Origin of the sequence: Corynebacterium sp. CCM 9204, assembly GCF_041357695.1 — a bacterium.
In the GTDB taxonomy this organism is placed as follows: Bacteria; Actinomycetota; Actinomycetes; order Mycobacteriales; family Mycobacteriaceae; genus Corynebacterium.
On the sequence record NZ_JAUERX010000001.1, the window covers coordinates 172,162 to 194,760 of the forward strand.

The following is a 22,599-nucleotide window of genomic DNA, read 5'->3' on the forward strand; positions in this document are numbered from 1 at the left end:
TCACCCTCGCCTGCGAAAGGGGATGGTGTCCGGTGTTGGGATGGTTTCCACCGGTCTTGGCTGGTGGCGGTTGCCACCGGCATCCAATACTCTGACCTGGGGTGGAATGTATCGGTGGTGGTACCGGAAGGCGGATGAGATGCGACGGGGTCGGGCTGTGCTGGAATCGGGCGGTGGTCGGGGGCGTCCCGGGTATTCGCGGGAGGACATACTGCGCGCGGCAGTCGATGCATTCAATGCTGCAGGTTATGAAGCGACGTCGATGGGGGCGCTCGCGGATCGTCTCGGGGTGACGAAGTCTGCGCTCTATCACCATGTCTCGTCCAAGGAAGAACTGCTCGGAGAGGCTCTCGATCACGCGTTGGGGGCGCTCGGTGGGGTTATCGACGAGGTTACGGAGTTCGATGGGACTGATATGGAACGGCTGCGCCTCCTGGTTCGTGGCACCACCCTTGCGCTTTGTGCGGAGGCGCCCTCCGTGACTCTGCTTCTCCGGCTCCGGGGTAACTCCGATGTGGAGCTCCGTGCAATGGATCGACGACGCGCCTACACGCGAACCGTCGTTGACCTGGTTTCCGGTGCGCAGGCGGACGGGGACCTTCGTGCAGATGTCGATCCGCCGACGGTCGGGCGCCTACTCTTCGGCATGGTCAACTCCCTGGTGGAGTGGTATCGCCCCAATGGTGATCTATCTCCGGAAGAGTTGGCGGAACTGATCGGGAAGATGGCTTTCGGCGGACTCGTTCCGCGCTCCTGATTCCTTTTCCGTCGGGTCCTGCGGTTGAGGGGTTCGCTCATCTGCTGTGTGTGGGGGTGGTCGGGACACGTGTGAAGTGCAGAGTATTCGCATTTGTCTGGCCATTTTTGGCGATCTTTAGGATTGCTGTTCGGGGGTGGTTTTGTGGTTGATTCGGGAATTTCTGGAAAAAGAGTGGTCCGTATCACCCTCTCTATGTATCGTGGATCACACAAACTGACCAAGTGGTCGGTAAATGGGGGTTCGCTGCTCTCGCCGCTGAACCCCGGACACCCGCCAATCTCCCCGCGCGCCCCACCGCCACGGCACTCCCCGTCGGTGCAGCGAGGGATTCCATCTGACGGTCTACGACCGAAATCCGTGTCGCAGGCCCCCACCCAGAGAAGAGAATCGACTGTGACCTCCCTGTACGACATCACATCCACGATCCACGGCCCGGAAACCGGCATTGAATTCGCCTCCCGCGACGAGATCACCGCGCTACAGACCGCCCGCGCCAAGAACACCCTGCGGCACGCCTACTACAACGTCCCGCACTACCGTCGTGCTTTCGACAAGAAGGGCGTTCACCCGGACGATTTCCGCGAGCTGGCCGATCTCGCGCTCTTCCCGTTCACCGACAAAAACGACCTCCGCGCCGAATATCCCTTCGGTATGTTTGCCGTGGGCCGCAACCAATTGGTTCGCGTCCATGCATCCTCCGGCACCACCGGGCTACCCACCGTCGTCGGTTACACCCGCCGAGACATCGAGACCTGGGCCGATCTCGTCGCCCGCTCACTGCGTGCAGGTGGCGTCCGCCCCGGCGACAAGGTCCAGGTCGCCTTCGGCTACGGCCTTTTCACCGGTGGACTCGGCGCGCACTACGGCGTCGAGAAGCTCGGAGCCACCGCCATCCCCACCTCCGGCGGCATGACGGAACGCCAGATCCAGATCATCCAGGACTTCAAGCCGGATGCCATCATGGCCACCCCGTCATACATGCTCAACGTGCTCGACCAGATGCGGAAAGAGGGCATCGACCCGGCAACCACCTCTCTCACCCACGGAATCTTCGGCGCGGAACCCTGGAGTGAGGGCATGCGCCGTGAGCTCCAGGACGGACTGGGCATCGACGCCACCGACATTTACGGACTCTCCGAGATCATGGGTCCCGGCGTCGCCCAGGAATGCGTGGAGACAAAGGACGGCTTGACCCTCTGGGAAGACCACTTCTACCCGGAGATCGTGGACCCCGAAACCCTCCAGCCGGTCCCCGACGGACAATTCGGCGAGCTCATCATCACCCCGCTAACGAAGGAGGCATTCCCGGTCGTGCGCTACCGCACCCACGACCTCACCCGCCTGCTGCCCGGAACCGCACGCTCCATGCGCCGCCTGCAACGCATCTCCGCCCGCAACGACGACATGATCATCCTCCGCGGAGTCAACTGTTTCCCCAGCCAATTCGAGGAGCTCATTACCGAGGACACGAACCTGCGCCCCCGCTACCAGTGTGTTCTTGAGCGCAAGGGACGAATGGACGCACTGCGCCTGCTCGTGGAATCCGCACCGGACCGAACCAGCGAGGAAAGGGAACAGTCCAGAAATCACCTCGTCCGCCAGATCAAGAATCGAATCGGCATCAGCGTCATCGTCGAGATCCACGACCACGTCGACTGTGGTGAAGGAAAAGCCAAGCGCCTCGTCGATAACCGGCCCAAAGACTGATCGCCCACCGGGACACCATCCCTCTCACCCGCCAGGAAGGTCACCATGACGACCAATATCACGACCGGGCAACCCAAGAACTCCTTCTCCGGTCCACTGACAAAAGAACACAAGAAGGTTCTTGCCGGTTCGATGGTCGGAACGACCGTCGAATGGTTCGACTTCTTCATCTACGCGCAAGCCGCAGGCCTGATCTTCGCCTCCCAGTTCTTCAACCCCGCAGGCAACAACTCACCGGCCCTGGCACAAATCGTCTCCTGGGCATCCCTCGGCCTGTCCTTCCTCGTCCGTCCCCTCGGCGCCGTTGTCGCCGGACACCTCGGGGACCGGAAAGGCCGGAAATTCGTGCTCACCCTCACCCTGCTGGGAATGGGGGGTGCTACCGTCGCCATCGGTTTCCTGCCCACCTACGAACAGATCGGCATGGCCGCCCCCCTTATCCTCATCGGCCTCCGACTCCTCCAGGGCTTCTCCGCAGGTGGTGAGTGGGGCGGTGCCGCACTCCTTGCTGTCGAACACGCCCCCGTCCACCGACGCGGCTACTTCGGTTCCTTTCCACAAGTAGGTGTGCCGTGCGGCATGATCCTCGCGACCCTGTTCATGCTCGTGCTCACCACGATCACCACACCCCAGCAGTTTGAGTCCTGGGGCTGGCGCATCCCGTTCCTCTCATCGGTGGTCATGATCATCATCGGCTACCTGATCCGGAAAATGTGCGAGGAATCCCCGGTCTTCGCCGAGCTGGAGAAACTTCAGAAGGAATCCTCGGCGCCCCTGAAGGTTCTCTTCTCCGGGCACAAGAAACCGGTGATCCTCTGCGCCATGATCTTCGCCGCAGACAACGCAGCCGGTTACCTGGCGATCGCCTTCTTCAGCTCCTACGGGGCGAAAATACTGGGAATGCCCCGGTCAACGGTTCTATTTATATCCCTGGCCGGAGCCGTATCCTGGACCGTCGGCACCATCCTCTGGGGTGCTCTCTCCGACCGGCTCGGTAGACGGAACGTGTTCACCTGGGGCTACATCATCATGGCACTGTTCGCCATCCCCATGTGGATCATGATCGACACCGCCAACGTGTTCTTTTTCGGACTCGCGGTGGTGATCCTCGGGCAGCTTCTCGGCGCCACCTACGGACCACAGGCCGCGCTCTACGCCGAGATGTTCCCTGCGAAAGTCCGGCTCTCGGGCATCTCCATCGGATACGCGGCGGGATCCATCATCGGAGGTGCATTCGCCCCGATGATCGCGCAGCTCTTGCTGAACGAGACCGGGACGTCCTTGTCCATCGGCGTCTACCTCATCACCATCTCGCTGTTCTCCCTGTGGGGCGTCCGGATGGTCAACCCCAAGGTGGAGAAGTGCGACCTGCACTGAGGTTAACGATTTCCAAATTACCTACCTCGCGGAACCGTGTAAGTGGTCACCACCTTCGCGAGGACGGAATCGTCAACGGAGGAACGTACCGTGGTGTCCGTGACGATCACGGTACGACCGGCGCGGACGATCTCGGCGGTTGCCACGGCGTCCCCCTCCCGCGTGTTCGACACCACGTTTACCGAGGAGGAGACAGCCAGCGGGAACACCCCCGGCTCGACCTGCTGCATCGCGAGCCATGTTCCGGTGATGTCAGCGAGCCCGAAGAGTGCCGGTGCGGAGAACATCCCGGCGGGTTGGGTGATCGCCTTGTGTAGCGGCATGCCCACGGTGACGTGTTCCTTGTCGCCGGACACCGGGTACAGCTTGAGCGTAACAGCGACGTCGTCTACTTTTGCGTAGAAACGTTCCCATTGTTCGGTGAAGTTCATTTCAGATCCAGTTCAGAGATGTCGGTGGACTGTCGGGTGAGCCAGTCAGGCTCGGCGACCATGAGGGATACGTCGGCGCCTTCTCGGGTCTCGACGTCGACGACGTAGCGGAGACCCGCTGCCTCGCACTCGGAGATGGCCATGAGGTCTCCTTCCGGCACTGCGATGACTATCCGCCGACACTCCGGGTGCGCGGCGAAAACCTCGCCCACACCCGTGCGCATCGACTCGACCGTCCCGAACGGCAGCTCCATGTCGTCGCTACCGTAGGGGTAAGTGTGGCGGAGTGGAGACCGGGAGATGTGGACCGCGCTCACTGCTCCTGCTCCTTCGAATCGCGGACGATCTGCCGGATGGCGATCTTGTCGACCTTTCCGGCGGAGTTGCGTGTGATTTGATCGACCATGATCACTCGCTTCGGGAGTTTGTACCGGGCGAGGTGATGCCCGCAGTGGTCACGCACCTCCTCGAGCGAGAACTCATGGCCCGATTCCGATTCGATGACCGCGACCACGATCTCACCCCACTTCGGGTCGGGTTGTCCGACGACGGCGCTTCCGCGGACACCGTCAATTTCGGCGAGGACGCGCTCCACCTCCGCCGAGTAGACGTTCTCGCCACCGGTGATGATGAGGTCCTTGAGTCGGTCGATGATGTAGTAGTATCCGTCTTCATCTTTGCTCCCGAGATCACCGGAGTGGAACCAGCCCGCGGTGTAGGCCTTCTCGGTGGCTTCGGGGTTGTTCCAGTATCCGGTGGCGACGTTCGGACCCCGGACCCACAGTTCACCGGTCTCACCGGCGTTCTTCACTTCTTCGCCGGTGTCGGGGTTGACCAGTTTGATCTCTGTATAAGGCATCGGGATCCCGCAGGAGCCTGCCTTCTGCTCGGTCATCCGGGGCGGGAGATAGGTGGCGAACGGGGCGGTCTCGGTCAATCCCCAGGCCTGCTGCACGTTGACGCCCTTGGCCAGGTATCGACGGATGAGGACCGGGGGTACGGGTGCGCCCGCGCAGATCGTGGCTCGGAGCGTCTTCAATTCGGAGTTCGCGAAGTCTGGGTGGGAGTACATCGCGTCGAGTTGTGCGGGGACGAGGAACGCCGACCCGACCTGGTAGTGGTCGATATCCCGCAGTACCCGGGCGGGGTCGAAGTGGCGGTGGATGAGCAGTCTGTTTCCGCGGACGAGAGCCCGGATCGCGAAGGAGTTCAATGCCCCGACGTGGAACAACGGTGCGGTCGCGAGCGTGGTGTCACCCGGGCGCGAGTCGACCATCGTGTCGACGTTGATGGCATTCCACCAGAGGTTGCCGAAGGTGAGCTGGGCGCCCTTGGGGAGCCCCGTCGTGCCGGAGGTGAATAGCAGTAGCGCCAGGTCCGCCATCGTCATCGGGCGTGGGCGGGTGACCATTGTCGTGTCGAGATCCGGCAGCGCGCAGGACGTTCGCTTCCAGTAGATCGGTATGTCGCCGTCGGCCGCCGCGTGCGGGTCATCGTCGATGACGAGCACGTGGTGCCTGTCGATTCCGTAGATGTGCCTGGCCATGTCGAGGTGGCTGCCCTCCACGACGATGGTGTGCGGGGTGCCCTGCAGCAGCAGCTGGGTGACCTCCGGTGCGGAGAGCCGGAAGTTGAAGGGCATGAAGGTGGCACCGAGCCACCAGCTGGCCAGCATCGTCAGGACGAAGGACTTCGAGTTCATTCCCAGGAACGCCACGCGGTCGCCCTGCCTGACACCGGCTTCATCGAGGTGGGCGGCCCAGACGCGGGTCTCCGCGACCAGGTCCGCGTAGCTGGTGGACTCGTCCTCGTAGACGACCGCCACCTCTTCGGGCTGGTAGAGGGCGTGGCGGAGGATCTGGGAACAGGGGTTGACGTCGAGTTTCTCGGAACTGTGGTGGACTCCCGTGATCATCACAGGTCATCGCCTCCTGCTGAGTTTCTGAAGCCTCGGGCGGCGATTCCGCCGTCGGCGTTGATGATGGCGCCCGTGACTGCACCGGCGTCGGTGGGTGACGCGAGCAGGACGTAGGGGCCGGTGAATCCCGTAGGATCCGTGGAGATGTCGTGGAGCGGGATGTAGGGGTTTGAGGTGCCGGAGCGGCGTCCGATGGTGTCGGAGAAGCTCCGGGAGTCGAGACCGATCGCCTTGGGGCCGCGGAGATCGGTCTGCATTCCGCCGACGGCGACACCGTTGACGCGGACCTTGGGCGCCAGTTCGTGGGCGAACTCGAGCATGAGTCCTCGGTCGGCGAACTTGCTGGCCGTGTAAACCGGACCGCCGCCGTCGGCGTAGAAGGACGCGTTGGACAGGGTCATCACGATTGAGCCGCGGGTCTTGACGAGTTCCCGCCAGGTTGCTTCGACGGTGAGAAGATAGCCCTTGACGTTGACGGCGAAGATCTCGTCGAACATGGCTGAGAGTTCCTCGCCGTCCAGGCGGGTGAGGGAGCGCTGATAGTCCCAGATCCCTGCGTTGGGGATGACTGTGTCGAGGCGCCCGAAGGTACCGATGGTCTCATCGACCGCGGCGTGCAGGTCCTTCGGTGTCCGGACATCGGCGGCGAGGGGGAGCGCGGATCCGCCGTTGGATTCGATGTCCGCGGCGACGGCCCGAGCCCTGTCCAGGTCGATGTCGAGGACCGCGACGTTGGAGCCCTCCCGTGCGAAGCGCGCGGCCAGGGCCGCCCCCAGTCCGGAGCCGGCGCCGGTGATCAGTGTCGTTCTGCCGGGTGTCATGGTGTCTCCTCTCTAGAAGAACGTGGAGATGTTCTTGCTCGGCAGCACGTTGATGTCGAGGAGGATCCGGCGGTCGAAGATCCGGAAGCCCTCGTCGGTCCGACGGAGGAGATCCGTGCGCGTGCCGACGAAGATGTCGCGTTCGCGTTCGAGTCGGGTCCGCCACACGAGGAAGTTCGTTCGGACCTCGATGATGTCGGGTTCGTCTTCGCCGCTCGCGTGTCGGGCACTCAGGTTGGTGATGAGGTGCCGGGTTCGGGACGGCGGGTCCTCTGCCCAGGCCATTCCGGAGTCGAAGCGGCGGATGCGCCAGGCCAGGGAATCGTGGGTCTCGTCGTAGAATGCTGCCTCGTCTGGCCCGGCGATCGCGAGTGCCTGTTGGCGGCGGAGCCGGTTCGTCCGGGTGGGGGCCCAATAGTAGAGGTCGGGTGCGAAGTGTTCGAGCCAGTCGACGTACCGCCCCTCGTCGAGGAGGTCGGCCTCGTCGTTGTAGAAGTTGACGAGTTCGTAGTAGAGGGCGTGGTCCACGCGCTCGCCGACGGTGATGTCTTCGCGCCGCAGGTAGTCGGTCATGGTGTTCTCCTTCTCCGCGTCCGGTCGGTCACCGGGCGAGTTTCTTGATGTTGATTCCCGGATCAGCGAGTTTCTCCGGGTCCGCGACGATGCCGCGGTCGATGATCCGTCGGGCCGCGCGGACGGCCATGCCGTTGTCGTAGGCGGCGCAACCGGCCATGGTCCCGTCCGGGTTCAGTCGGAAGACAATGTCGGGATTGCCGTCACCGGCGGGTCGGATGATGGTGTTTCCCTCGGCCGTCATCGAGCCGACGCATTCGACGTGAACCCCGTAGCGGTCGGTCCAGAACCAGCTCGCACCGTGCTCCGGCAGCGGGCGGCCGAGAATCGACGCGGCGGCGGTCTGCGCTTCGAACACCGCGGATTCCCAATGCTCGTGCCTGCGCTCCAAGTGGCCGTCCGCGGTGCGCAGTCGGGCGCAGTCGCCCACGGCCCAGATTCCGTCTGCCGTGGTTCGCTGCGCGGAGTCGACCAGGATGCCGCCGTCGCAGTCGAGTTCGGCGGATTGCGCGAGGCGCTCTTCGGCGACGATGCCCACCGCGAGCAGGACGCAGTCAGCTTCGATGCTGTCATGCCCGTCGACGTCGATAGTGAAGGTGCCGTGGTTCTCGTGGATACCCGTTGTCATACCCTGCACGTAGGCGACATCGTTGACGGCGTGCAGGTCGTGCAGGCGGTGTGCGATCTCCGCACCGACGGCGGGGACGAGGGCGACCGGCGCCGGATCGATGAGGGTGACGGTGGCCCCCAGGCTGATCGCGGAGGATGCGACCTCGGCACCGATCAGGCCCGCGCCGATGATCGCCAGGTGTGTTCCGCGCTTCAGGTTCTGGCGCAGTTTCCGGGCGTCGTCCAAACTGCGGAGGACCAGGAGATCGGGATTGTCGAAACCGGGGATGGGGAGTTGCCGGGGGATGCCGCCGGTTGCGATGACGAGATCGTGGAAGGGGCGTTCCCCGGAATTTTCCAGCACCAGGGTCCGGGCCTCCGGATCGATGCGGACGACCGAGTCGCGGAGCAGCTCGATGTCATTGTCCCCGTACCAGCTGCGTGCCGCGAGGAGCAGCTGTTCGGCGTTCTTCTCTCCGGTGAGCATTTCCTTGGAGAGCGGCGGTCGGTCATAGGGGTGTCCCTCGGGATCGATGATGACGACCGGGCCGGTGTAGCCATGGTTGCGGAGTTCACTGGAGACGGTGAACCCGCCGATGCCGCCGCCGATCACGGTCACGGATTCGGGGTTCCGTGCTTGGGAGTCACTCATCGTCGTTCTCCTCTGCGGGGACGCCCGGGTAGAGCCAGATTTCGTCATCCCGGATCTCCACCTTGTGCGTGTTGGTGTCTTCGACGGCGGGCATCGAGAGGACCTTGCCGGACTTCAGGCAGAACTTCCCGGCGTGCATGGGGCACTCGACCTCACGGCCTTCGATCCAGCCGTCGGCGAGGGAAGCGTCGGCGTGCGTGCAGATGTCGTCGAGCGCATAGAACTCGTCTTCATCGGTGTGGAAGACGGCGATACCGACGGGATGACCGGACGTTTCCGGATCGATGACCAGGGCTTCTTCCTGATCGATGTCGTCGACTGTGCCGACTCTGATGGGTTCAGACATGTTCGGACCTTTCAGAATGAGGGGCTGCTCGGATCACGCTTCGTGCCAGGCTGGGGTGGACATCAGTTCGCGCCAGCGGCGGTAGAGTCCCCGGCCGGCGGCATCGGAGTACAGCTCGGAGGTCGTGCCCGGGTATCCCGGGTTCTCCTGTTCGGTGCCGATGCCCATCTGGTAGTTCAGGGCCGTGTTTCCGACCATGAAGGCGTGGGCATTGGCCTGGCATTCGGACCAGTTCTCCCCGTCGTCCTGCTCGAAGATGCCGGAGGGACCGAAGGTGCGGAGGTTGTAGAGCCGCTGTGCCCGGCGGACGTCCTCGGGCATCGACTTGTCCAAGACCGTCCAGGACCAGACCTCCATCCGATTTGGTCCCTTGGGGTGCCACACGCGGATGGAGCCGTTGACCGGGAGGTAGGAGAAGTTCGGGAACACCGTCGCGTGCCCGTTGGTGAGTGGTCCGGTGACCTGTTCCGGTGTGAGACGCTCCCTGAGGAAGTCGTAGTCGTAGTACTCGTGGACTGGCTGGGCGTCGAACCGGTTCCTCGGGTGCACGGGGAACCCGGCGCCGTTCCCGTGGTCGTCGGTGTACTGCTTGCCGGACCGCTGGGCGATCTCCTTCTTCGGCCCCTTACCGGTGGGGGACATGACCATCAGTGCGGAGGCGTGGGACATGTTGACGTGGTACCAGTCGGTGGCGAACTGCTCGGCGGCGAGTTTCCAGTTGCCTTCGAGCACCCACTTCGTCACCCCACCGACGACACAGGTGCCCTCCGGGTCGCGGTCCATGAACGCGTCGATGTACCACTTCATATCGCCGAGGGCATCGGCGAGTGGTTCCGCGTCCGCGTCCCAGTTCGCGAAAATCAGGCCCTTGTAGCTCTCCACACGAGGAGCGGTGACCAGGCCCCAGTCGGCGGGGTTGAAGGTATCCGGGTAGGAGTCCTGGGCGGGAACGTTGGACAGGTTGCCGTCCAGGTCGTAGGCCCAGCCGTGGTAGGTGCAGGTGAAGTTTTTGGTTTTGCCGTAGTCCGCACGGCAGACGCGGGCGCCGCGATGGCGGCAGTTGTTGAGCAGGACCCGGTACTCGCGTTTCTTATTCATGGTCGCGATGACGGGGTCCTCACCCATGTACGTCTGGAAGAAGTCACCGGGTTTCTGGAGCTGATCCTCGTGGGCGATGAACAACCAGCTTCGTGCGAAGATTCGGCGCATCTCCTGCTGATAGACCTGCTGATCAGCGAAGATCCGACGGTCGATCAGACCACCGTCGGGGTCAACCATCCCCGAGACGTCGAGTGGTTGGTCGAGACCGGTGGGGCGGGACAGGGTTCCGCGGGGGAGTGGGCTGGTGGATGCAGACACGGTGAAGGTCTCATCTCCTCGTCTGTTCAGGGAGCCGGAATCGATCTGGACTGCGGGATGAGTCGGGTAGTGATCGGGTCCGGCGGGGCGGGTGTTATATGACTCACATCTGAATGTGTCTACAGCTTGCCGACACAGTTAGCTGGGGGCAGGTCTTGTTCCGTTGGGTGGAACGGTCCCGACATTCGGGTGGGGCGGTGTCCTCGGGACTTTCAGTGACAGGACTTTTTCGGGCAGGGGAAGTGCCTAGTCAGAATGGGTTTCCATCGGTCATCTCCAGCCTTCCGATTGTCTGTTACGGGTGCCCCCGATTTGCGATTGTTTTGCTGTACTACCTTCGCAGTGCACTGGAGTTCCATGTCGTCCTGCGCTCACGGAGCCTCCCCCTGCTGGGTCGGCGTGCATCTCAGGCATACGCTGTTCGCGATAGTCTTATCTCACGTCGTCACCTTTTTTGTGGAGGAGGTGGAGGTTTGTGCGGTACCCCCGCCGGTGTGCCACATCGTGGAACGGCGCCCGCCGTAGTTGTGTGACGGTGAGCACAATGGATGGCATCGAGTCGCCACGACTGCCAGGACGACGTTTCACCAGGAGAAGAACCGATGACGCCCACCAGCCCCCAGTCCGACCCCCGTAGTGCGGTCGACAAGGCATTCAGCCTGCTCCGGAGTTTCAGTGACAACGATTCACTCGGCGTCGGGGTGAGCGAACTGGCGCGCCGGGCCGACCTGCCAAAGTCCACGGCACACCGTCTGCTGAGCACACTGGTGGCCAACGGTGCCGTGGAACGGGCTGGGGAGGTCTACCGACTGGGGCCACTCTGCTACGAGCTGACGAGCGAACGTGGTTCACGGCATACAGAGTTCATCAGTGAGGTGCTTACGCCCTTCCTCGCCGGACTTTTCGAGGAGACCCGTCAGACCGTTCATCTCGCGTTCCTCCAAGGGAACGAGGTGGTCTACGTCAACAAGCTCTTCTCCGCGCGGCGCGTCACCTCACCATCGCGGATCGGAGGCAGGGCGCCGGCCTATTGCACGGGAGTAGGAAAGGCTCTGATGGCCTGGGACGAGATGCGGATTGAAGCCGCCATCAAGGGCGGACTGCACCGGTGGACCCCCTATACGATCACAGACCCAGATGCGTTCCGCGAGGAACTGAGGCAGGTCCGCCGCGATGGAGTAGCATTCGACCGACAGGAGATACTCGTTGGGCTGAGTTGTGTTGCTGCGCCGATCTACGGCCGCTACAACCTGCCGGTGGCCGCCATGTCGGTTTCCGGCCCCGCCAGTCAGTTTGATCCCGGAGCTCACATCCCGGCCCTGAAACGGATCTGTGCCGCAGCGGGAAAGGCCGTTCTCTTCCACCAGATGCAACAGGAGCAGGTGGCGTCCTCTGCCTGATTCCGCTCTCCCCTGGGCATAACCGGAGCCGCCCGGCGGGATAGGCGCCGCAGCAGGATCTCAACGCGACCGCACAAGAAAACCGGGGTGTGCCCAGCCCGTTCGCCGGGCTGGGCACACCCCGGTTTCTGGCTCTACGGTCACGCTGCGGCGTCGCTCAGATGCACTGCCACATCAATGATCATGTCCTCCTGGCCGCCGACATAACCCCGGCGACCAACTTCGCGCAGGATGTCGGCTGTCGGGACACCATACCGTTCACTCGCCCGCTCGGCGTGCAGCAGGAAGGAACTGTAGACACCCATCTGGCCCTGTACGATGGAGCTGCGGTCGATAGCGGGTAAGCGCGGGACCATCGGCTTAAGGACGTCCTCGGCCGCAGCTTGGATTTTCGCCACGTCCACGCCGGTCTCGATCCCGAGGACCGTGAAGGACGTGGCGACGACCTCGGTGGGGGAGTTGCCGGCACCTGCGCCCAGCCCGGCGAGTGAGCCGTCGATCTGGCGTGCCCCGGCGCGAACCGCGAGCACGGAGTTCGCGACCCCGAAGGACATGTTCTGGTGTCCGTGGAAGCCGACCTGGGCTTCGTCACCGATCTCATCGACGAGCGCCTTCACACGATCTTCGGCCTGATCCATGATCAGCGCTCCCGCGGAATCGACGACATAGACGCACTGGCATCCAGCGTTGACCATGATTCTGGCTTGTGCAGCGAGTTCCGCTGGACTGAGCCGGTGGGAGAGCATGAGGAAGCCACCCGTCTCGAGACCGAGTTCCCGGGCGGCCTGGAAATGCCGGATGGAGATGTCCGCCTCGGTGCAATGCGTGGCGATACGGACCATTCCGGCACCGCGCGCATGGGCCTCCTTCAGGTCCGCCACCGTCCCGAGTCCGGGGAGCAGGAGGACAGCGATCTTTGCGTGGCGGGCCTCGTTCACCGCGACCTCGACGAGATCGAGGTCGCTGGTGTGGGAGAACCCGTAGTTGAAGGACGATCCACCGAGGCCGTCGCCGTGGGTGACCTCGATCATCTCGATGTTCGCGTCATCCAACGCCCGCACCACCGCGCGCACCTGTTCTGGCGTGTACTGGTGGCGGACGGAATGTGAGCCGTCGCGGAGGGTCGTGTCGTTCAGTCTTATTCTGGTCATGTCGGTTCTCTTCTTCTCTGTCGGGATCATCGGGCTGCACTGACCGGTGCGGTGGTGGCGTTGTTCCGGCGGAGGAGGTCGGCGTAGGTGTCGGCGGTCGCGACCGCCGCCGCTGTGATGATGTCGAGGTTTCCGGCGTACTCCGGCAGGTAGTCGGCGGCGCCCTGTACCTCAATGAGGACGGTCACCCGGCCCCATCCCCGCCAGTCGGAACGTGCGGTGTCGAACTGGGGTTCCGCCGTGAGGTGGTAGCCGGGAACGTATTTCTGGACGTCGGCGACCATCTGCTGCACGGATTCACGTATCCGGTCCTGGAGCGGCCCGGGCTCTGCAGCCTCCGGGGGAAGGGCGCAGTAGACCGTGTTGCGCATGAGCATCGGCGGTTCCACCGGGTTGAGGATGAGAATCGACTTCGCGCGTTTCGCGCCGCCGACCTTCTGCAGGGCAGCCGAGGTCGTCGCCATGAATTCGTCGATGCTGGCGCGGGTTCCCGGACCTGCGGACTTGGAGGATATGGACGCCACGATCTCCGCATATTCGACGGGCACCACCCTCGAGACGGCGGCGACGATCGGGGTGGTCGCCTGACCACCGCAGGTGATCATGTTGACGTTGTCCACCGTGCGCAACGTGTCCATGTTCACGGACGGGCACAGGTGGGGGCCCACGGCGGCAGGGGTCAGATCGATGGCCCGGATACCCGCCTCCCGGTATCGGGGGGCGTTCGCACGGTGCGCGCCGGCGGAGGTCGCCTCGAAGACGATGTCCGGGAGCCGGTCACGGGAGAGCAACCAGTCGACACCACCCGGTGATGCCTCGACGCCGAGCTTCTCCGCGCGGGCGAGACCGTCGGAGGTGGGATCCACGCCGATCATGTAGACAGGTTCGATGTTGCGGGAGTTCTTCAGCAGTTTCATCAGCAGATCGGTCCCGATGTTCCCGGGGCCTACGATGGCTGCGGTGTATTTGTCGCTCATGTGCTTTCTTCCCTTTATGTGAAGGATGTGGTCAGGGTTCCGAGAGATCCGTAGTCGACTTCCACGACGGTGCCGGGCGCGATGGGTGCGGCGGCGCAGAAGCTACCGGTGAGGATCAGGTCGCCGCGGCGGAGCGTGACCCCCTGTTCACCCAGGACTCCCGCGAGCCAGACCAATGGTTCGAGGGGATGCCCCATCACGGCGGCGCCGGTGCCTTCACCGGTCAGTTCGCCGTCCACACGCATCGCGGCGGCAACCGACGGGAGCTGGTCCACCGGAACATCGACGGGGGAACCGCCGATGACGACCGCACCGCAGGACGCGTTGTCGGCGATGGTGTCCACGAGTCGAATGTCCCAGTCGCGGACCCGGGAATCGATGATCTCCACCGCGAGATACGTTTCATCGATGGCGGCGACGACATCGTCGAAGGTCGCGTCGGAGGCCAGGTCCGAACCCAGCCGGAAACCGAGCTCCGGTTCGATCCGGGGGGCGATGAACTGATCCGCGGCGATCGGTTCGCCGGCACGGTGGACCATGTCCTGGGTGAAGAACCCGAAGTCGGGACTGTCAACACCGAGCTGCTGTTGCATGGCGGCCGAGGTGAGACCGATCTTCCTGCCTGCGATCCGCTGACCGGCCGCGATGAATGCGGCCTCCGTCAGCTGTTGGATGCGGTAGGCGCCGTCGACGTCGAGACCGTCGATCACGGTGCGGGGTGGGGCGACGGGCCGTCGGGTGCGGTAGGCGGCGGCGAGTTCATCCGCCATCCGCTGGTACTGATCTGTCATGGGTGAACGTGACTCCTGCTCGGGCTGGATTAGAGGGGAGAGATGGTGGGAATGGGGCTCGTGTCATCGGGCGGACATGATGCCGAAGCCGGCGATGAATTCCCGGATGGGCCGGTAGTACTCGTAGGTCACGCGGTAGCCGCCGGTGGCTGCGTGGAGCGCGGAGAACGCTGCGACCCAGGAGCGGACCTCGTGGGAGGAGTGGCCTGCCTCGGCATCCATCTCATCGGCGGTGTACCGGTCGAACCGTTCTGGATCAGAGGCCGCGCAGGCGGCCATGAAACCTCGATCCCATTCGGGGTTGAGGTCGAGGATGTCGGCCTCACCTTCGGCGAACTTCTTCGCGGTGTCGATGACCCGTTGCTGGCGTGCGTTGCGTGCCTCCTCGGTTGGGTGGCGGCCTGCGAGCAGGAGAGCGCGCTGTTCATCCGTGGCGGTGGCCCACTGCGGGACCGGGGGATCGTGGCTGAGACCACCGGATGCGATGAGCAGGATCCGCTCGTCGCGGCCGGCCAGGAACTCGCCCACCGCTTGGCCCATTCTGTGGACCCGGCGCATCGGGACGAAGGGCCGGGCGACACCGTTGACGTAGATCGGGATGGTTGGCTTCGCGGCGATATCGTTCCAGAGCACCTCGAGCGGTTGGACGGCACCGTGGTCGATCTCCATACGGCGGGAGATCGCGATGTCGACATCCCGGTCTATGACGAACTGCGCCATCTCCTCGCTGATTCCGGTGGGCACGTCGAGTGGACCCGACTTGGAGTCGTAGTCTCCGACGCTGAGCGCCTCGTAGCCGATGCAGTAGGGCGGCATCAGATCGTAGAAGAATCCGTTGTAGTGGTCGGGGGCGAAAGTGACGACGAGCTCGGGGTCGAACTCATCGACCGCAGCGCGAACCGTAGCGAAGGCCTCGTCGAGCTCGGCGGAAACATCGGCGGGTGCGTCGGCGATGCCGAGCAAGGGGCTGTGCGACATGGCCAGCAGCTGGATACTCATGTGGTTCTCCTTGATTCGCTGTTCAGGACGTCCGGTCGAGCAGGAAGTCCAGCTGGATTTTGTTGAAGGTCTCGGTGTCCTCGTACTGGGGCCAGTGTCCACAGTTCTCCATCACGGCGAGCTGACCGTTCGGGATGAGTTCCGAGATCCGGCGTCCCTCGTCAACCGGGCCGGAGGGATCCTTGGTGGTCCACAGGACGAGAGCTGGCGCCTGGATCTCGCGGAGATCATCGTCCGAGAGCATGTTCCGGCGGCGGATCTCCGGATCCTGGAGTGCCATGTTCATCTGGCAGGCCATCTTCCAGTCGTCCTGCTCGAAGATCCGCTGCCGGGTCCGGATGAGATCGGCGGTGACCATCGTCGGATCCGCCATCAGCCACTCCAATCGGGCTTTGACGCGCTCCCAGCTCGGATCCTCGGCGGCTTCGGTGGACAGGGTGAGTAGGCGTTCCATAACCTTCGGATTGGCCATCGTTCCGCCCATTGTGTTCAGAACGATGCGCTCGACGCGCTCCGGGTGCTGTTGCGCCAGGCGGGCGGTGGTCCATCCACCAAGTGATTCACCGGAGAAGTACGCCTTCTCGACGCCGAGCTCATCCATGATGTCGAGGACCTGGCCGATGTAGTGCTTGATCTCCAGCGGGTGCTCCGGCTTGGAGCTGTAACCGTGGCCGATGAAGTCGATGGCGTACACGTTAAAGTGCTCCGCGTGGGCGGCGAGGTTCCGGGCGTAGGCCTCTGCGTGGCCGGTGATCCCGTGAAGCATGAACAGGGTGGGCTTGTCCGGAGTTCCGGCGTGGAGGTACCGCGTACGGTAACCGCCGGCCTCAATGTATCCCTGATCGAATGCCACCTCGGCGAGATCGTCCCAGGTGCTGGTGTAACTACGGGGGGTCATCTTTATTCTCCTTGGAGCGTGGGGTGGTGAACGCCGTTGGGGCCCGGGGCCTGGGTTCGACCGGCGCGTGACGGGTAGAGACCGGTATCAACCGGTATCACCGGTGGTAGGACCGATCGTATGGCCCCCGGGAACTGCCCTCAGTCGGTGTTCCGCTCCGTGGAACACCGGCTGAGGGGTGGTCAAGCCTTGAAAACCGCGGTCTCCTGGAAATGCTCCTCCGGGGTCTCCCGGTGGGCGGTCTCCTTGGAGACGTAGATCGCGATCGAACTGATGATGAAGAGCATGGTCGCGTAGATCGCGACCGGGGTCAGGTCCGTGTTCGTGCCCATCAGTTTGTTGGCGATGAGCGGGGCGGTTCCGGCGCCGAGGATCGCGGAGACCTGGAACGTGATTCCGGCTCCCGTGTAGCGGTGGGCCGGATCGAACTTCTCGGAAAGGAAGGCGCCGATGGGGCCGTACTGGGCGGGCTGGACGACACAGACCATCAGGATCATGCCGATCCACACGTTGGATGGGTCGCCTGTCTGGATCATCCGGAGGACGATCCAGAGACCCACCACCGAGACCAGACCACCGAGCAGCATGACGCGGCGACGCCCGAACCGGTCTGAGAGCGCCGCGAGTCCCGGCATGACGAAGATCGCGACCACCGAGCCGATGGTCAGCATCATCAGTGCATCTCCCCGGGAAATGGGGTCGGCGGAGTCGGCGCTCTGGCGGACGATGTAGGGCACCATGAAGGATGCCTGGAGCCCCTGGATGAACAGTCCGGCCATGCCGGCGAGGGAACCGAGGACCAGTTCGCGGGGTGAATTCTGGAGCATCTTCACCAGCGGTACGCCGGTGTGCACGCGGCCCTCGCGCCGGGCGGCCTCGAACTCCGGCGACTCGGTCACCCGTGAACGAAGGTAGAGGCCGAACATGACGATTCCTGCGGAGAACAGGAAGGGCACGCGCCAGCCCCAGTCGGTGACGAAGTACTTCTCGGGGTTCGCGAAGTTGTCCCCGGAGATCTTGGAGAAGACCGCGAGAACGAGGGTGGAGAGCACGGCGCCCGCGGGGCCACCCGCGATGGCGAGGGACGCGCCGAAACCCTTGTTCTTCCGTTTGGAGTGTTCCATCGCCATGAGCGTCGCGCCCGCCCATTCACCGCCGACAGCCAGCCCCTGCACCGTCCGCAGGACGACGAGGATGATCGGTGCGGCGACCCCAATCTGATCCGCTGAAGGCATGAGTCCGATGGTCACCGAGACGAGGCCCATGGTCAGCAGGGTGACGACGAGCACGTTTTTTCGCCCGTACTTGTCGCCGAAGTGTCCGAATGCCATCGAGCCAATCGGCCTGGAGATGTAGCCGATCAGCAGAATGAGGAAGGAGAGTGTCGTGCCGAGCTCCGGGCTCAGTGAACCGAAGAACAGCTTCGGGAACACGAGGCCGGCTGCCGCGGCGTAGAGGAGGAAGTCGTAGTACTCGACGGTGCTGCCGAGGAAACTGGAGATAACGGCGCGCCGTCGCTCGCGGGGATCGGTGCTCTCCGGGACGACCGCGCTGGCCGTCGCGGCGAGATCCGTCGGGTCGGTGCCCGCCGGGGTGGACTGTGTCATGGGTGCTCCAGATGAAGGTAGGGAACGGTGTGTGACCCAAGAGAAACATCCGTGTCGACTGTGAGCTACAACTCGTTCCGGTGGGTGGTACGGTGTTTCATCAGGCGGAATGCTGGGCCGCGGCCCGGGCTCACGGGTGCCCTGACTGAATGGGTGAGGCGCCACCCGCGAATCGCGGATGGCGCCTCACCCCCGGCGGACGTCTCAACGGTCAGCTCGCCGACCACTCCACGGTCTGGGAGTAGGCGCGGACATCGATCGGCAGCATCCGCCCGTAGTGGAACTCGAACCTTTGGCTCCGGTAGAACTCCCGGACTGGTTCCCCTCTTTCCGGTGGCGTGGGACGCCGACCCGAATCACCGCGGTACGCGGACGTCGCCGTGCGCCCAAACCAGTGCGCATCGTAGATCTGCTGATCGGCCCACGTCTCCAGGAGCATGAGGTGATTCGGAAGCTCGATGTTCTCGTACCACGCATAGGCGAGGCAGCCGGGTTCCCGTCGGGTGTCGGAGATCTCCCTCGCGGTCAGACCGCGCATCCCTGGTTCGTCCTCGTAGGCACCCTGAATCACGATGTCTACCGGCCCGCGGGCGGGCCACACCACTGCTGGATCGGGGCGTTCGAGAGGTCGCCAGACGGCGCCCTCCAGCGCATAGGGAACCTGCCGGTAGATCGCGGTCCCGGTCCCGTCACTGCGGAGCAGATCGTGCAGGATCGGATGATCCGTGATCCCGCGGAGCAGGTCCCCGTACACGCGATCGTCGGGCAGCAGCAGTGCGAGTGCGTGTTCCTCTTCGTCGGCTGCGAGAGTGGAATAGACCTCCGCCTGCTCCACCCGCCCGCGGAGCGCTCGGACCTCGTCGACGAGACCGTCGGGAAGGGGGCCGAAGGTGTGGATGACGCGGATCATCGCTGCTGCCCGAAGTCGACGACCCAGTCGGGTCGCAGGTACTCCGGCGCCGGCGGACGTCGGCGCAGCACTCCCTCGATGAGGTATCCGCCGAGATCATCGAACACGTCGAAGTAACCGAACTCGGCGGCGTGTCCCCGCAGGGGAGATCCCATGCACAGTCCGTGGCCTGCCTCAGTCATCGCCGCGACCGTGTCTTGCCATTCCCCTTCGTCCGTAGTCATCCAGCTGAACATGTGGTGTATCCCGGGGCCGCGGATGTCCGAGAATTCGCGGTTGTAGTGACTCGGTCCGTGCTTGCACTGGATGATCTCGAAACCGAAGTCCCCCGCCGTGCCCTGTGCAGTGAAGTAGCCGTGATCGACTTTCTCCCCGCGATACTGGGGATCATCCAGTCGACCGCGACCTGTCTGCCAGGTTTTGCACTCGAATCTCGTGATCCCGAAGATGTCCCGGTACGCCTCGAGGTTCTCGAGGACGTTGTCAACGATGACGCCGAAATGGTGGATTCCCTGGAGCGGGGGAAGGACTCCGCCGGTGGGTTCCCGGTCGGTGGCGTCCGCCGTCGGTTCGGCTGCCCCGGTGACCATCTCCACGAGGAATCCCCCGAGAGCGGCCCGCGTGTCGTAGAAGGTCCGTCGGGATCCGCCGATGTTGGCACTGTAGATGGCGGGGACACCGAGCCTGTCGAAATGCCCGGGGACGTCGTCGCCGCCGGTGGCGAGGACCCGGATGAAGCAGATCCCGGGCCCCTTGATGAGCAGGTACTCGTTGAATGGCGATTCCCCGCTCGTGGGCTCGATGAGTTCGAAGGTCACGGGCCGGGCGGGGCCGCCCCCGGGGCCCGTCGCGGCAGGTGCGGGCCAGGTCGTCCCGACCGCGGCCCGCCAGGTCCCGGGGGTGGTCGAGGTCGTGCGGCCGTAGCTGACCGCGGACGAGGTCTGCTCCGCGTCCACGCGGGAGACGTCCCAATCGGTGATGCCGTGGAGACGGCGGTAGCTGTCCATCGCGGCATCGAGGTCGGTGACGACGATGCCGACGCGCAGGAGGTTCGTTGTCTTCATGGTTCTCCTAGTAGAAGAGGCTCAGGTTCTTGATCAGGATGGTCGCCATGTCGAACCGGATCTCCCGTTCGAGGATGAGGAAACCGCAGCGCGCGGACTCGTCGCGCACGATGATGTCCCGGCGCTCACCGGAGATGTGGTCCTGGTACCGCTCCCCGCGGGAGCGGTAGATGTAGAAGTTCGACCGGACGTTGAAGTTGCCGTCTTCCCGCCCGTCGACCCGGACGTTCGTCACGAGATGGCGCGTGCGGGACGCGGGCTCCTCCGCCCAGGCTTTCTGCGTCTGCAGACGGAACACACGTTGGCGGAGGTACTCCCAGTTCTCCTCGAAGTACACGGAGGTCCCCCGCGGGTAGAACTCGTGTTTCCGTTCCCGGAACACCCTGTTCTCCCGGACCGGCGCCCAGTAGTAGACATCCGGGTGCATGGTCTCGAGCCAGGCATCCCACTCCATGTTGTCGACGAGTTCAGCTTCGTCGTAGAGGAAACGGGTGATTGCCCGTTCGGTCCCCGCGGTAACGGGGATACGTTCCGCCAGTGTCGGGTTCGGGCTGGTCACTGCTGCTCCTTAGGATCGGTGGCTGTGGGGTGAGCGGTGGTACCGGCCATCGTGTGCTGACGAGACTCGGCCGCTGCCTCGGCGCGGACGATGTCACGCATCGTCGCCGCCGTGGGGCCGTCGTGTTCACGGGTTGGAGTGCTGCTTCCGTCGACGCCCCGGGCTGTGGCGTCCGACTTGCCGGCGGCTCCGGTCGGTGTGGCCTCCGCGCGCGCCGCCGGGATCCGTGCGGCCGCATCGGCCGCTGCGTCGAGTGCCGCATTCGCTTCGTCGAGTGCCGCATTCGCTTCGTCGATGCCGAATTCCGCCTCGGTGTTGAGTGCGTCGACCCCCTCCGCCATGACCGCGGAGTAGTCGGCGTTCCTGATCTCCGGTTCGCCACCACGCATGGCCTTGAGATCCTCCCAGCTGGCTCCGCTCATGAGATCCCGGTAGAACCCGTACATGTTGAGCGCGGCATTATCGGAGTAGACGTGGGCGGTGGAACCACCCGGGTAGCCGTCCTCGTCCGCACTGACGGGAACTCCGCGCATGTTGTAGGTGAACCCGGTTTTTCGGGCCATCGCACCCTGGAGAATGTGCTGCATCTCCTCCCAGTTCTCGGCGTCGTCCTGCTCGAACATGCCGCCGGGGGAGAAGGTGCGCATGACGTCGACACGGATCGCCTCCTTGACGGATTCTGGGGCGTCCTTGGGGACGAACGTCCAGGACCAGATCTCCATTTCGTTCGGTCCGCGCGGATGGGTCACCCGGAACGTGTAGTTGCCGAGGAGCATGAAGTTCGGGAAGACGTTCATGTGCCCGCGGATCTCGCGGAACTCGCCCAACCGTTCCTCGATGGCTCCGCGGACTGAGTTCTCCCATTCGATCAACGCGGGCGCGGTGTTCGGGATCTCCCTGCCGCGGCGACCGAACCAGGCGCCGCCGTGACCGTAGGGGCTGAAGAACTGGCGTCCGGTGGGGATCTTCTCGCGGCCTCTCTTCCGGTCGAAGGTGTCGGACCCGCTGGCGAGGGCCTCCACCGCCGAGATGTGGCTGATCTCGGAGTGCTGCATGTCGGAGGTCGGCTGCTCGACGTTGAACTTCCAGTTCGCGGGCAGCACCCATTTGTGGACCGCGATCGCCTCCATACCGCCCTCGTAGCGGTCGAGGTATCCGTCCAGGTAGTATTTGGCGTTTCCGAGGTACTCCTCGAGCGGAGGGATGGTGTCATCCCAGGAACCGAAGATGAATCCCTTGTAGTTCTCGATGCGGGGCACCTTGATTGCACTCAGCTTGGACTTGTCGATTCCCTGCGGATACGCGGTGTCCTCGTGCGGGATGTCGATGAGATTGCCGGCCAGATCGTACGCCCAGCCGTGGAACGAGCACATGAACCCCTTGGACAAGCCCCGGTCGGCGCGGCAGATGCGCATGCCCCGGTGGCGGCACTGGTTGAGAAAAACCCTAATGCTGTTGTCCTTCTGCCGGACGACAACGATGGGGTCTTCACCGATGTATGTCTGGAGGTAGCTGCCCTTCTTCGGCAGCATGGAGTCGTGTGCGAGGAACACCCAGGTGCGTTGCCACACCTGTTCCAGTTCCTGCTGGTAGATGTCGTCGTCGACGAAGATCCTGCCGGAGACGTATCCTCCTACGGGATCGATGAGTGAACCAATGTCAGGCACGGCGTGCTCCTTGGGCTGTGGGG

General features: G+C 63.9%; 22 protein-coding genes. 4 read left to right on the top strand and 18 right to left on the bottom strand.

Annotation, left to right across the window (positions count from 1 at the left end; genetic code table 11):
- Nucleotides 1–139: 139 nt before the first annotated feature.
- The 3 genes from QWU43_RS00750 to QWU43_RS00760 all read left to right on the top strand — a co-directional run bounded on the left by QWU43_RS00750 (nt 140) and on the right by QWU43_RS00760 (nt 3,844).
- Nucleotides 140–757, top strand: coding sequence for a TetR/AcrR family transcriptional regulator (locus QWU43_RS00750; RefSeq protein WP_198736957.1), 618 nt, complete (start codon nt 140–142; stop codon nt 755–757).
- Between the two features lie 396 nt (nt 758–1,153).
- Nucleotides 1,154–2,467, top strand: coding sequence for an AMP-binding protein (locus QWU43_RS00755; RefSeq protein ID WP_198736958.1), 1,314 nt, complete (start codon nt 1,154–1,156; stop codon nt 2,465–2,467).
- A 45-nt stretch (nt 2,468–2,512) separates the two neighbouring features.
- On the top strand, nt 2,513–3,844 hold the full coding sequence (locus QWU43_RS00760; protein WP_370916888.1) for an MFS transporter: 1,332 nt from the start codon (nt 2,513–2,515) through the stop codon (nt 3,842–3,844).
- A gap of 17 nt (nt 3,845–3,861) precedes the next feature.
- Here the strand turns inward: QWU43_RS00760 and QWU43_RS00765 are convergent, their stop codons facing one another.
- The 8 genes from QWU43_RS00765 to QWU43_RS00800 are packed head-to-tail and all read right to left on the bottom strand — an operon-like array spanning nt 3,862 to nt 10,553.
- Nucleotides 3,862–4,275, bottom strand: coding sequence for a PaaI family thioesterase (locus QWU43_RS00765; protein ID WP_370916889.1), 414 nt, complete (start codon nt 4,273–4,275; stop codon nt 3,862–3,864).
- On the bottom strand, nt 4,272–4,592 hold the full coding sequence (locus tag QWU43_RS00770) for a hypothetical protein (RefSeq protein ID WP_370916890.1): 321 nt from the start codon (nt 4,590–4,592) through the stop codon (nt 4,272–4,274). Before QWU43_RS00770 ends, QWU43_RS00765 begins: the two co-directional genes overlap by 4 nt.
- Nucleotides 4,589–6,190 (bottom strand): AMP-binding protein, encoded by a 1,602-nt coding sequence (locus QWU43_RS00775; protein ID WP_370916891.1) that lies wholly within the window; start codon nt 6,188–6,190, stop codon nt 4,589–4,591. Before QWU43_RS00775 ends, QWU43_RS00770 begins: the two co-directional genes overlap by 4 nt.
- Complete coding sequence (locus QWU43_RS00780) at nt 6,190–7,014, bottom strand: SDR family NAD(P)-dependent oxidoreductase (protein ID WP_370916892.1); 825 nt, start codon at nt 7,012–7,014, stop codon at nt 6,190–6,192. The genes QWU43_RS00775 and QWU43_RS00780 overlap by 1 nt, the downstream gene beginning before the upstream one ends.
- 12 nt (nt 7,015–7,026) lie before the next feature.
- Nucleotides 7,027–7,587, bottom strand: a complete 561-nt coding sequence (locus tag QWU43_RS00785) for a 3-phenylpropionate/cinnamic acid dioxygenase subunit beta (protein WP_370916893.1) — start codon at nt 7,585–7,587, stop codon at nt 7,027–7,029.
- 28 nt (nt 7,588–7,615) lie between these two features.
- Nucleotides 7,616–8,848 (bottom strand): NAD(P)/FAD-dependent oxidoreductase, encoded by a 1,233-nt coding sequence (locus tag QWU43_RS00790; protein ID WP_370916894.1) that lies wholly within the window; start codon nt 8,846–8,848, stop codon nt 7,616–7,618.
- Complete coding sequence (locus QWU43_RS00795) at nt 8,841–9,194, bottom strand: non-heme iron oxygenase ferredoxin subunit (protein ID WP_370916895.1); 354 nt, start codon at nt 9,192–9,194, stop codon at nt 8,841–8,843. The genes QWU43_RS00790 and QWU43_RS00795 overlap by 8 nt, the downstream gene beginning before the upstream one ends.
- Nucleotides 9,195–9,227: 33 nt before the next feature.
- On the bottom strand, nt 9,228–10,553 hold the full coding sequence (locus QWU43_RS00800) for an aromatic ring-hydroxylating dioxygenase subunit alpha (protein WP_370916896.1): 1,326 nt from the start codon (nt 10,551–10,553) through the stop codon (nt 9,228–9,230).
- A 602-nt stretch (nt 10,554–11,155) separates the two neighbouring features.
- Here QWU43_RS00800 and QWU43_RS00805 point away from each other — a divergent pair.
- Nucleotides 11,156–11,953, top strand: a complete 798-nt coding sequence (locus QWU43_RS00805) for an IclR family transcriptional regulator (RefSeq protein WP_370916897.1) — start codon at nt 11,156–11,158, stop codon at nt 11,951–11,953.
- Between the two features lie 140 nt (nt 11,954–12,093).
- Here the strand turns inward: QWU43_RS00805 and dmpG are convergent, their stop codons facing one another.
- The 10 genes from dmpG to QWU43_RS00855 all read right to left on the bottom strand — a co-directional run bounded on the left by dmpG (nt 12,094) and on the right by QWU43_RS00855 (nt 22,576).
- A complete protein-coding gene (gene dmpG / locus QWU43_RS00810) occupies nt 12,094–13,104 on the bottom strand; it encodes a 4-hydroxy-2-oxovalerate aldolase (RefSeq protein ID WP_370916898.1) in 1,011 nt (336 codons plus the stop codon).
- Between the two features lie 26 nt (nt 13,105–13,130).
- Complete coding sequence (locus QWU43_RS00815) at nt 13,131–14,081, bottom strand: acetaldehyde dehydrogenase (acetylating) (protein WP_370916899.1); 951 nt, start codon at nt 14,079–14,081, stop codon at nt 13,131–13,133.
- A 14-nt stretch (nt 14,082–14,095) separates the two neighbouring features.
- Nucleotides 14,096–14,872, bottom strand: a complete 777-nt coding sequence (locus QWU43_RS00820) for a 2-keto-4-pentenoate hydratase (RefSeq protein ID WP_370916900.1) — start codon at nt 14,870–14,872, stop codon at nt 14,096–14,098.
- A 63-nt stretch (nt 14,873–14,935) separates the two neighbouring features.
- A complete protein-coding gene (locus QWU43_RS00825) occupies nt 14,936–15,871 on the bottom strand; it encodes a 3-carboxyethylcatechol 2,3-dioxygenase (RefSeq protein WP_370916901.1) in 936 nt (311 codons plus the stop codon).
- A gap of 22 nt (nt 15,872–15,893) precedes the next feature.
- On the bottom strand, nt 15,894–16,769 hold the full coding sequence (locus QWU43_RS00830; RefSeq protein WP_370916902.1) for an alpha/beta fold hydrolase: 876 nt from the start codon (nt 16,767–16,769) through the stop codon (nt 15,894–15,896).
- Between the two features lie 182 nt (nt 16,770–16,951).
- The gene (locus QWU43_RS00835) at nt 16,952–18,376 is read right to left on the bottom strand and encodes an MFS transporter (RefSeq protein ID WP_370916903.1); all 1,425 of its coding nucleotides are present in this window, start codon (nt 18,374–18,376) and stop codon (nt 16,952–16,954) included.
- Nucleotides 18,377–18,587: 211 nt separating this feature from the next.
- Nucleotides 18,588–19,286 carry a putative quinol monooxygenase gene (locus QWU43_RS00840; protein ID WP_370916904.1) on the bottom strand — a complete coding sequence of 233 codons (699 nt, stop codon included), beginning with the start codon at nt 19,284–19,286 and terminating at the stop codon, nt 18,588–18,590.
- Nucleotides 19,283–20,350, bottom strand: coding sequence for a hypothetical protein (locus tag QWU43_RS00845; RefSeq protein WP_370916905.1), 1,068 nt, complete (start codon nt 20,348–20,350; stop codon nt 19,283–19,285). Before QWU43_RS00845 ends, QWU43_RS00840 begins: the two co-directional genes overlap by 4 nt.
- A gap of 7 nt (nt 20,351–20,357) precedes the next feature.
- Complete coding sequence (locus QWU43_RS00850; protein ID WP_370916906.1) at nt 20,358–20,909, bottom strand: 3-phenylpropionate/cinnamic acid dioxygenase subunit beta; 552 nt, start codon at nt 20,907–20,909, stop codon at nt 20,358–20,360.
- Nucleotides 20,906–22,576, bottom strand: coding sequence for an aromatic ring-hydroxylating dioxygenase subunit alpha (locus QWU43_RS00855; protein WP_370916907.1), 1,671 nt, complete (start codon nt 22,574–22,576; stop codon nt 20,906–20,908). The genes QWU43_RS00850 and QWU43_RS00855 overlap by 4 nt, the downstream gene beginning before the upstream one ends.
- Between the last annotated feature and the right edge of the window lie 23 nt (nt 22,577–22,599).